Consider the following 8,675-nt stretch of genomic DNA (forward strand, 5'->3'; position numbering starts at 1 on the left):
GGTCCGACGGGGGCGGTGGGGACGACCGGAGTGGCAGAGGCACCGGAGTCGGGCGAGCGAATACCCGGCTGGCTGGAGCGGCCCGAACTGGCCACCGCCTGCCGGGTGTCGATGGGCCTGGGCATGTTCGCCATGCTGTTGTCCGGCTGACAGGCACCGCTGTTGCGGGCGGTTTGGGGCGGGTTCGTTCCGAGGCCGCGTCCGTGGTCTGCGTCACTTTCCGCGTCGAGTCCATACCCGGGAGTAGCACCTCACTCATAGGCTGGCGGCATGATGCTCCCGGTTGCGCTGCTGCTGCTCGGCGGGCTGGCCGCGGCCCTCGGCCCGCGCCTGCTGGCGCGCGCCGCCTGGGTGGACCGCGAGCCGGTGCTGGCGCTGTGGGTGTGGCAGTGCGTGGTGGCCGCGGTGCTGCTGTGCTGCGCGCTGGCGATGTCGCTGACCGCCGCGGCGGCCTGGGGTGCCGTTCGGGGACATGTCTTCGCGCCCGCGCCCCGCGGCGTCATCGACGCGTACGCCCTCCACGCCTACGGCCCGTGGGCCGGGGCTGTCGCCGTGGTGCTCGCGTGCGGTGGCGCTTGGACCGCGGCGATGCTGACCCGCGAGGTGGGCTCGGCGCGGGTGAGGCGGCTGCGGCGCCGCGCCGAACTGCGCGCACGGGCGCCCCGGTTGCCCGGCGAGACGGCCGGCGACCGGCTCGTGGTGCTGGAGGGCGAGCGCCCGGAGGCGTGGTGGCTGCCGGGCACGTCGCCTCGGCTGGTGGTCACCACGGCCGCGCTGCGGCGGCTCGACCGCCGCCAGCTGGATGCCGTACTGGCCCACGAGCAGGGCCACGCCCGGGCTCGCCACGACTGGCTGCTGCACTGCTCGTCGGCGCTGGCGCGGGGGTTCCCGCAGGTGCCGGTGTTCGCGGCGTTCCGGGACGAGATGCACCGGCTGGTGGAGCTGGCCGCGGACGATGTCGCCTCGCGCCGCTTCGGCCGACTGGCGCTCGCGCTCGCGCTGGTCGAACTCAACGAGGGGCGCGGGGTGTTCGGGCCCTGCCCGACCGCGCAGGCCGCTGTGGAACGGCGGGTGGATCGGCTGCTGGCGGCCGAGCCTCGGCTCACCCCGGCCCGGCGCCTACGGCTGACGGCCGCCGCGGCGTTCGTTCCGGTGGTGCCACTGCTGGTGACCTTCGGGCCCGCGCTGTCCGTGCTGCGGTAGCTGGGCCACTCACCATGCCGGGCAAAGCCGACCACATCGTGCCGGGCAAAAGCTGACGAGGGAGATATGTCGGTTCGGGTGAAGTTCGGCGCCATCCGTGAGGATCGCCTCATGGATCCGCCACCCCCGTCCCGCTCCCCCGCCCTCTGCCTGTCGGCGGCCGCCGTCTGCGGCCTTCTGTTCGGTGTCGTCCTCGGGCTCGTGGCGGCCGAGTGGTCCCCGCTGCTGTCCTGGGACCGTACGGTCGCGGACGATCTGCACGGCTCGGCGAGAACCCGTCCCGGCTGGGTCACGGCCAACCGGATCCTCACCGACTGGGTGTGGGACCCCTGGACCCTGCGCGCACTGCTGGTCCTGGCCGCGCTCTGGTTGCTCTGGCGCGGCGACCGGTTCACGGCTGCCTGGATCCTGCTGGCGGCCGTCTCCGGGAGCCTGCTGCAGCAGGCCCTGAAGTGGGCGGTGGACCGGCCGCGTCCTCAGTGGGAGAATCCGGTGGACACCGCCCCGTACATGGCCTTCCCCTCCGGCCACGCGATGACCGCCGCCCTGGTCTGCCCTCTTCTGGTCTGGCTGCTGGCCGGGCGGGACAGGGGAAGCGCCACGCGCGGGCGGCGCCTCGCCACGGCCGCGGCAGCCGCCGCGGCGGCGGTCTCGATCCTCGGCGTCGGCTTCACCCGGGTCTACCTGGGCGTCCACTGGTTCTCGGACGTCCTGGGCGGCTGGCTCCTCGGCGGGGCCCTGGCGGCCCTGACAGCGGCGGTCTGCACACTGCGCAGAACCGCGCCCTGAACAGGAAAAACCGCCGTCTCGGGCGATCCCCCGCGTCGCCCGAGACGGCGGCAGCTTCATCAGGCAGGTTCCGTTGGCCGGAACCGGGCGTCCGAAGGCTCTCAGAGTATATTGGCTTCGAGCCAGTCAACGCAGGAGCCAAGGATGTCCCCGCGTAGCCCATCGGTCAATGAGGAATTGCGCCGACGTTCGCGCGAGCGGCTGTTGAGCGCGACGATCGAGCTGGTCGACGAGCGGGGTTACGAAGCGGCAACGCTTGCGGATATCGCCGATCGGGCGGGCTCGGCGCGCGGTCTGGTCTCGTACTACTTCCCGGGAAAGCGGCAGCTGTTGCAGTCGGCCGTGCACCGGCACATGCATCTGACGCTCGCCGCGGCGGTGGAGCGCGAGCCGCGCACCGAGGACGGGCGGGAGCTGCTGGCACGGGCGATCGACGCGGTGCTGGGCATCGCCCGCGACCGGCCGACGCTGATGCGCACGCACATGGCCGGAATCCTCACCGGGGAGGGCTTCATCCCGTGCCCGGAGCAGCAGCGGCTGGCCGAACTGCTGCGGGAGGCGATGGTGCGCTACGGCGCGCCCGACCCGAACGCCGACTACCTCATGTTGCGGGCGCTGTTGATGGGTGCCGTGGTGGCGATTCTGCTGCCGGGCGCGCCGATGCCGCTGGAGCGGCTGCGCGCCGAGCTGTTCCAGCGCTACGGCCTGGACTGGGAGCTCGGCGTTCCGCCGGGCGGGGAGCCGCCCGACGGAACGCCGCTGTCACGCGCGGCGCACCCTCTCACGCCGCAAACCCTCGGACCTCAGGGGTAGTTCAGAGGTAGTCGGGCTGGGTCTGCACGTTGAGCTCGGACAGCCGGACCCGCTTGGCCTCGTCGGTCCGCCGGTCATCGATCTTCAGGACGTCGAAGCCCTTGGCGATGTCGTTGGAGTAGATGTAGCCGTTGTAGTAGTACGCGGACCAGGCGCCGCCGCCGACGAGGGTGTCGGCCGAGATCGGGCCGCGCTCGAAGAAGCCGATCTCCTTGGGCTTGCTGGAGTCGGTGAAGTCCCAGATGGAGACGCCGCCCTGGTACCACGCCTGCACCATGATGTCGCGGCCCCTGACCGGGATCAGCGAGCCGTTGTGCGCGACGCAGTTCTCGGTGTCGGCCTGGTGCCGCGGGATCTTGTAGTAGCTGCGGAAGACCAGCTTGCGGTGGTCGCCCTTGCCGACGAGGTCGTAGATGCCGTTGGCCCCGCGGTTCTGGCCGATCGCCTCGTTGCAGGTCGCGGCGCCGCCACCGCCGAGCTCGTCGGTGAACACCACCTTGGTGCCGCGCTCGTTGAAGGTCGCGGAGTGCCAGAAGGCGAAGTTGACGTTGTCCTGCACCCGGTCGATGACCTTGGGTTCCGCGGGCTTGGAGATGTCCAGCAGAATGCCGTCACCCATGCACGCGCCCGCGGCCAGCTTCAGCTTCGGGTACGCGGTGATGTCGTGGCAGCCGGTGGTCTTGGAGACGCCCGGGTTGGTGGGCGCACCCGGGTTGCCTCCACCGTCGGTGCCCTCGCCCGGGAACAGCACCGGGAAGTCGACGATCGCGGCCTTCTCCGGCGCGGACCGCGGCACCTTGATGACGGAGACCCCGTCGTGCGGCGGCTGGCAGTCGGGGAAGGTCGCGCTCGGCGAGTACGAGGAGACGTAGATGTAGACATCGCGGCGGTCCGGCACCAGCGTGTGGGTGTGCGAGCCGCAGGCGGTCTCGACGGCGGCGACGTACTTCGGGTTCTGCTTGTCGCTGATGTCGAAGACCTTCATGCCCTCCCACGAGGACTTCTCGGTCGCGGGCTGCGTGGTGCTGTTGCAGGAGTCGTCGCTGCGCGAGGAGTCGGTGGAGAGGAAGAGCAGGTCACCGGAGACGGTGATGTCGTTCTGGGATCCGGGGCAGAGGACCTGGCTGACGGTCTTCGGGGCCTTCGGGTTGCTGATGTCGAAGATCCGGAAGCCGTCGTAGTTGCCGGCGAAGGCGTACTTGCCCTGGAAGGCGAGATCCGAATTCGTCCCCGGCAGCGCGTCCTTGGGGACGTTGGCCAGGTGGCTGACGTTCTTGCTGTGGACGATCTCGTCCACGCCGGGTATCTCGCCGCTCTCGATGGCGGCCTCGGTGTCGGCGGCCTCGCTCTTGCTGACCCGCTCCTGGACGGGCTTGCCGCCCGGGTCGGGTGTCGCGGCGGCCGGGCCGGCCGCCAGGAACGAGGCGATCAGACCGATCGCGGCCGCTGCCACGCCGAGGCGTCTGTGCCGCACACGGGGTTGGTGCAACGTCACTGCGTCCTCCCTTGTATCCGTTCGGAGTTGAACGGTTCTTGGACCCGGGCAGTATCACCCCCCTCATGCACACAACAACAGATGGCAATGAACACGTAATAAAAGTTTTTGATCAATCGGCGGCAGGAGCGTGCTAGGACAGTCCCTGTCGGGTCCAAGTCCCCCGGGAGGCCGCTGTGTTCCACCGCCGCACGCCAACGCTCCGTACGAGACCGCTCCGTACGAGACCGCTCGGTACGCGATCGCACGTCCGCGCCCTGACCGCCGCCGCCGCGACCGCCGCGGCCGTACTGGCCCTGGGCGGCTGCCAGTCGGGAACCCCCGACGCGGCGGCGAAGGCCGATAGCGGCCCGTCGGTGGTGGCGCCGGGCAAGCCGGGCGAGGCGGCGGAGACGCTGTCGGCCGAGGAGGCCAAGAAGGCCCTCGGCGACGACTCCCCCAACTCCGCGGACTTCGCCTACGCCCAGCGGATGATCGAGCACCACCGGCAGGCCCTGGAGATGACCGGCCTCGCGAAGGACCGCGCCGATTCGGGCCCGGTGAAGCGGCTGGCCGAGCGCATCGGCGCGGCCCAGGGGCCCGAGATCGGGGCCATGGAGGGCTGGCTGAAGAAGAACGGGGGCGCCGGGAAGCACACGGACCACGACCACGCGGCGATGCCCGGCATGGCGACGAAGGCGCAGCTGGCCGAGTTGCGGGCGGCGCGCGGCGACGCGTTCGACGCGCTGTTCCTGAAGCTCATGATCACCCACCACCAGGGGGCGGTCGCCATGGCCACGGAGGTGCTCTCGGAGGGCAACAACGTCCTGGTCGAGGAGATGGCCAACGACGTCGTGGCCCAGCAGACGAGCGAGATCAACCGCATGCGGGGCATGTCCTAAAGGGCGTCGCCCGCCCAGGCGGCGCCCACCCGGACGGCGCCCCCGGACGCCCCTGGACACGGCCGCGCGGAACCTCCCGGTGCGGCCGGCCCGGTGCGATGCTGGAGGCACCCCTTGCGGGACACCCTCGCGGGAAGGAGCCGCCGTGCTTCGCGTCGCCGTCGTCGGTTCGGGGCCGAGCGGGGTCTACACCGCCCAGTCCCTCGTCGAGCAGCAGTCCGTCCCGGACGTACGAGTGCAGGTTCTCGACCGGCTGCCGTGCCCGTACGGGCTGGTGCGGTACGGCGTCGCGCCCGACCACGAGAAGATCAAGTCGCTGCAGAACACCCTCCGTACGGTCCTGGAGCACCCGCGGGTCGAGTTCCTCGGCAACGTGCGCGTGGGCGAGGGCGGGCTGACCCCCGAGCGGATGCTGGAGCTGTACCACGCGGTCGTCTACTGCGTGGGCGCGGCGACCGACCGGCGGCTCGGGGTGCCCGGCGAGTCGCTGGCGGGCAGCTACTCGGCCACCGAGTTCGTCTCCTGGTACAGCGCCCACCCGGACGCCGACGCGGCGGCCTTCCCCCTGGACGCGCGGTCGGCCGTCGTCATCGGGGTAGGCAACGTGGCCGTCGACGTGGCGCGGATCCTGGCGCGGGGAGCGGACGAGCTGGCGCCGACGGACATGCCGCAGGGCGCGCTGGGCGCCCTCGCGGACAGCCGGGTCGAAGAGGTGCACATGGTGGGACGGCGCGGCCCCGCGCAGGCGAAGTTCACCACCAAGGAGCTGCGGGAACTGGGCGCCCTGCCGGGGGCCGAGGTGGCCGTGCACCCCGACGAGCTCACGCTGGACCCGGCCTTCGCCGATCCGTCGGGGCTCCCGGCGGTGAACCGCCGCAACGTGGAGGTGCTCCGCGGCTGGGCGCAGGCCCCGCCCCGCGGCCTGGCGCGCCGCGTCCACCTGCGGTTCTTCCTGCAGCCCGTGGCCCTGCTGGCGGGCCCGGAGGGTGACCGGGTGGCGGCGGTGCGGTTCGAGCGGACGGCGCCGGACGGGCAGGGCGCAGTGGTGGGGACCGGCCGGTTCGAGGAGATCGGCGCCCAGTTGGTGCTGCGGTCCGTCGGCTACCGGGGCACCCCGCTGCCGGGGCTGCCGTTCGACGAGGAGCGCGGGACGGTGCCCAACGCGGCGGGCCGCGTGCTGCGGGACGGCTCGCCCGCGCCCGGCGAGTACGTGGCCGGGTGGATCAAGCGCGGGCCGACCGGAGTGATCGGGACCAACCGCCCCTGCGCCAAGGAGACCGCGACGGCACTGCTCGCGGACGCGCCCTCGCTGCTGGAGCGGCGGATTCCGGACGATCCGCTGGAGGCGCTGCGCCGGCTGGGCCAGGAGCCGGTGGCGTGGCACGGCTGGCGGTCGATCGAGGCGGCGGAGGCCGAGTTGGGGCAGTCGCTGGGGCGTACGACGGTCAAGATCTCCGACTGGGCGGGGCTCTTGGAGGCGGCGCGGAGGGCGGCCGCCTCGTAACGCGGTCCGCGCCGGAGGTCGTGGACGCCGTACGGGCGGACGCGGTGCTGTTGGCCGCGAGCTGCTGCGCGACCCGTACTTCGGGCGCCACGCGGCCCGCGAACTCGGGGGCGAGGCCCGTTCCCCCGGCCAGTACCACCGGGCGGCCTGACCGGACCATCGGCGGCCCGACCGGCGGCCCGGCGCCCGGCCGATTCCGTTCGCGCGGGGATCGGCCGGTGCGGGAGGAGGGCGGCTGAGCCAGTAGGGTGACGGCGTGGCTGCACGACCGTTGAACGAAATCGTCGAGCCGGGCTGGGCGAAAGCCCTGGAGCCGGTGGCCGAACGGATCGCCGCGATGGGCGACTTCCTCCGTACCGAGATCACCGCGGGGCGGACGTATCTGCCCGCGGGGCCGAATGTGCTGCGCGCCTTCCAGCAGCCGTTCGACGACGTACGAGTCCTCATCGTCGGACAGGACCCGTATCCGACCCCGGGGCACGCGGTGGGGCTGAGCTTCTCGGTGGCGCCCGAGGTGCGCCCGCTGCCCGGCAGCCTGGAGAACATCTTCCGGGAGCTGCACGGCGACCTCGGACTGCCCCGGCCCTCCAACGGCGACCTCACCCCGTGGACCGCGCAGGGCGTGCTGCTGCTCAACAGGGCGCTCACCACCGCCCCGCGCAAGCCGGGCGCACACCGCGGCAAGGGCTGGGAGGAGGTCACCGAGCAGGCCATCCGCGCGCTCACCGCGCGCGGCAAGCCGCTGGTGTCGATCCTGTGGGGCCGCGACGCCCGCAACCTGCGGCCGCTGCTGGGCGAGCTGCCCTCGGTCGAGTCCTCGCACCCCTCCCCCATGTCCGCCGACCGCGGCTTCTTCGGCTCGCGCCCCTTCAGCCGCGCCAACGACCTGCTGCTGCGGCAGGGGGCGCAACCGGTGGACTGGCGGCTTCCGTGACCGGTCCCGCTCCGCGGAGCGGGGACGGCCGGGTCGGGGACGGCTGGGTCGTCGGGGTCGACTCGGGCGGGTCCGGGCTCCGGGTCGCGCTCGCGCGCGCCGGGGATGCGCGGCCCGTCGGGACCGTGCGGTCCCGGGAGCCGGTGCGTACGGGGGCGGCGGGGATCGACGCCGAGCACCTGCTGGCACAACTGCTGCCCGCCGTAAGGGAGTTGATGTCGGGGGCCGGGCTGCCCCACGCCGCTTCGGTTTCCGCCGCGGCCATCGGGGCCGCCGGGATGGCGACCCTCGGTGACGATCTGCGGGCCGTGCTGCCCGGCGTGCTCGCCACCTCGCTCGGTGTCCGGCGCATCGCGCTGGCGGCCGACGGGGTGACGGCGTACGCGGGCGCGCTGGGGCAGCGTCCCGGCGCCGTGGTCGCCGCCGGGACGGGGATGATCGCGTTGGGCGCGACCCTGGCCTCCCCGGACGGCGCCGTCGCGGGCGCCTGGAAGCGGGCCGACGGGTGGGGGCATCTGCTCGGCGACTGCGGTGGCGGGGCGTGGATCGGACGGGCCGGGCTCGAGGCCGCGATGCGCGCGTACGACGGCCGCGCCGGTGGGTCCGGGGCGCTGCTGGCGAGGCTGGAGGCGGTGTTCGGGTCCGCGCCCGAACTGCCGGGCGCGGTCTATCCGCGGACGGACCGGCCCGCCGTACTCGCGTCGTTCGCGCCGGAGGTCGGCCGGTGCGCGGCGGCGGGTGACGCGGTGGCGACGGGCATCCTGCGGGAGGCCGCCCGGCAGATCGCGGTCTCCGCGGCGGCCGTCTGCCCGTCCGCCGAGGGCAGTGAAGTGGCGGCGACCGGTGGATTGTTCGGGATGGGCGAGCCGCTGCTGAGGCCGCTGCGCGAGGAGTTGGCGGAGCGGTTGCCCCACGCCCGCCCGGTGGCGCCCGCGGGCGATCCGCTCGACGGGGCGCTGTGTATCGCGGCCGCGCTCGCGACCGGCGGGCTGGTGCTGCCGCCCGATCCGCGGCTGCTGTGGCTCCCCGAGACGGAGGCTTCCGCCTGACCCACCC

Annotated in this window: 8 protein-coding genes; 7 read left to right on the forward strand and 1 reads right to left on the reverse strand. The window is 73.1% G+C overall.

Annotated elements, in window-relative coordinates:
* Nucleotides 1–270: 270 nt before the first annotated feature.
* The 3 genes from AOK16_RS20815 (at nt 271) to AOK16_RS20825 (ending at nt 2,805) form a co-directional block, all read left to right on the forward strand.
* The gene (locus AOK16_RS20815; RefSeq protein WP_055473713.1) at nt 271–1,203 is read left to right on the forward strand and encodes a M56 family metallopeptidase; all 933 of its coding nucleotides are present in this window, start codon (nt 271–273) and stop codon (nt 1,201–1,203) included.
* Nucleotides 1,204–1,314: 111 nt separating this feature from the next.
* Nucleotides 1,315–1,992 carry a phosphatase PAP2 family protein gene (locus AOK16_RS20820; protein ID WP_055473719.1) on the forward strand — a complete coding sequence of 226 codons (678 nt, stop codon included), beginning with the start codon at nt 1,315–1,317 and terminating at the stop codon, nt 1,990–1,992.
* Nucleotides 1,993–2,136: 144 nt separating this feature from the next.
* Entirely contained in the window at nt 2,137–2,805 is a 669-nt protein-coding gene (locus AOK16_RS20825) for a TetR/AcrR family transcriptional regulator (protein ID WP_055473714.1), read from the forward strand.
* A 1-nt stretch (nt 2,806) separates the two neighbouring features.
* Here the strand turns inward: AOK16_RS20825 and AOK16_RS20830 are convergent, their stop codons facing one another.
* Complete coding sequence (locus AOK16_RS20830) at nt 2,807–4,300, reverse strand: LVIVD repeat-containing protein (protein WP_055473715.1); 1,494 nt, start codon at nt 4,298–4,300, stop codon at nt 2,807–2,809.
* Nucleotides 4,301–4,476: 176 nt separating this feature from the next.
* Between AOK16_RS20830 and AOK16_RS20835 the strand changes: the two genes are divergently transcribed.
* From AOK16_RS20835 to AOK16_RS20850, 4 genes are all read left to right on the forward strand, one after another.
* Nucleotides 4,477–5,181, forward strand: coding sequence for a DUF305 domain-containing protein (locus AOK16_RS20835; RefSeq protein ID WP_079101614.1), 705 nt, complete (start codon nt 4,477–4,479; stop codon nt 5,179–5,181).
* Between the two features lie 145 nt (nt 5,182–5,326).
* Entirely contained in the window at nt 5,327–6,685 is a 1,359-nt protein-coding gene (locus AOK16_RS20840; RefSeq protein ID WP_055473716.1) for an FAD-dependent oxidoreductase, read from the forward strand.
* Nucleotides 6,686–6,941: 256 nt separating this feature from the next.
* Nucleotides 6,942–7,619, forward strand: coding sequence for a uracil-DNA glycosylase (locus AOK16_RS20845; protein WP_055473717.1), 678 nt, complete (start codon nt 6,942–6,944; stop codon nt 7,617–7,619).
* Nucleotides 7,616–8,668, forward strand: coding sequence for an N-acetylglucosamine kinase (locus AOK16_RS20850; RefSeq protein WP_055473718.1), 1,053 nt, complete (start codon nt 7,616–7,618; stop codon nt 8,666–8,668). The genes AOK16_RS20845 and AOK16_RS20850 overlap by 4 nt, the downstream gene beginning before the upstream one ends.
* The last annotated feature ends 7 nt before the right edge of the window (nt 8,669–8,675 follow it).

The organism is Streptomyces pathocidini (assembly GCF_001418495.1).
Lineage (GTDB): Bacteria > Actinomycetota > Actinomycetes > Streptomycetales > Streptomycetaceae > Streptomyces > Streptomyces pathocidini.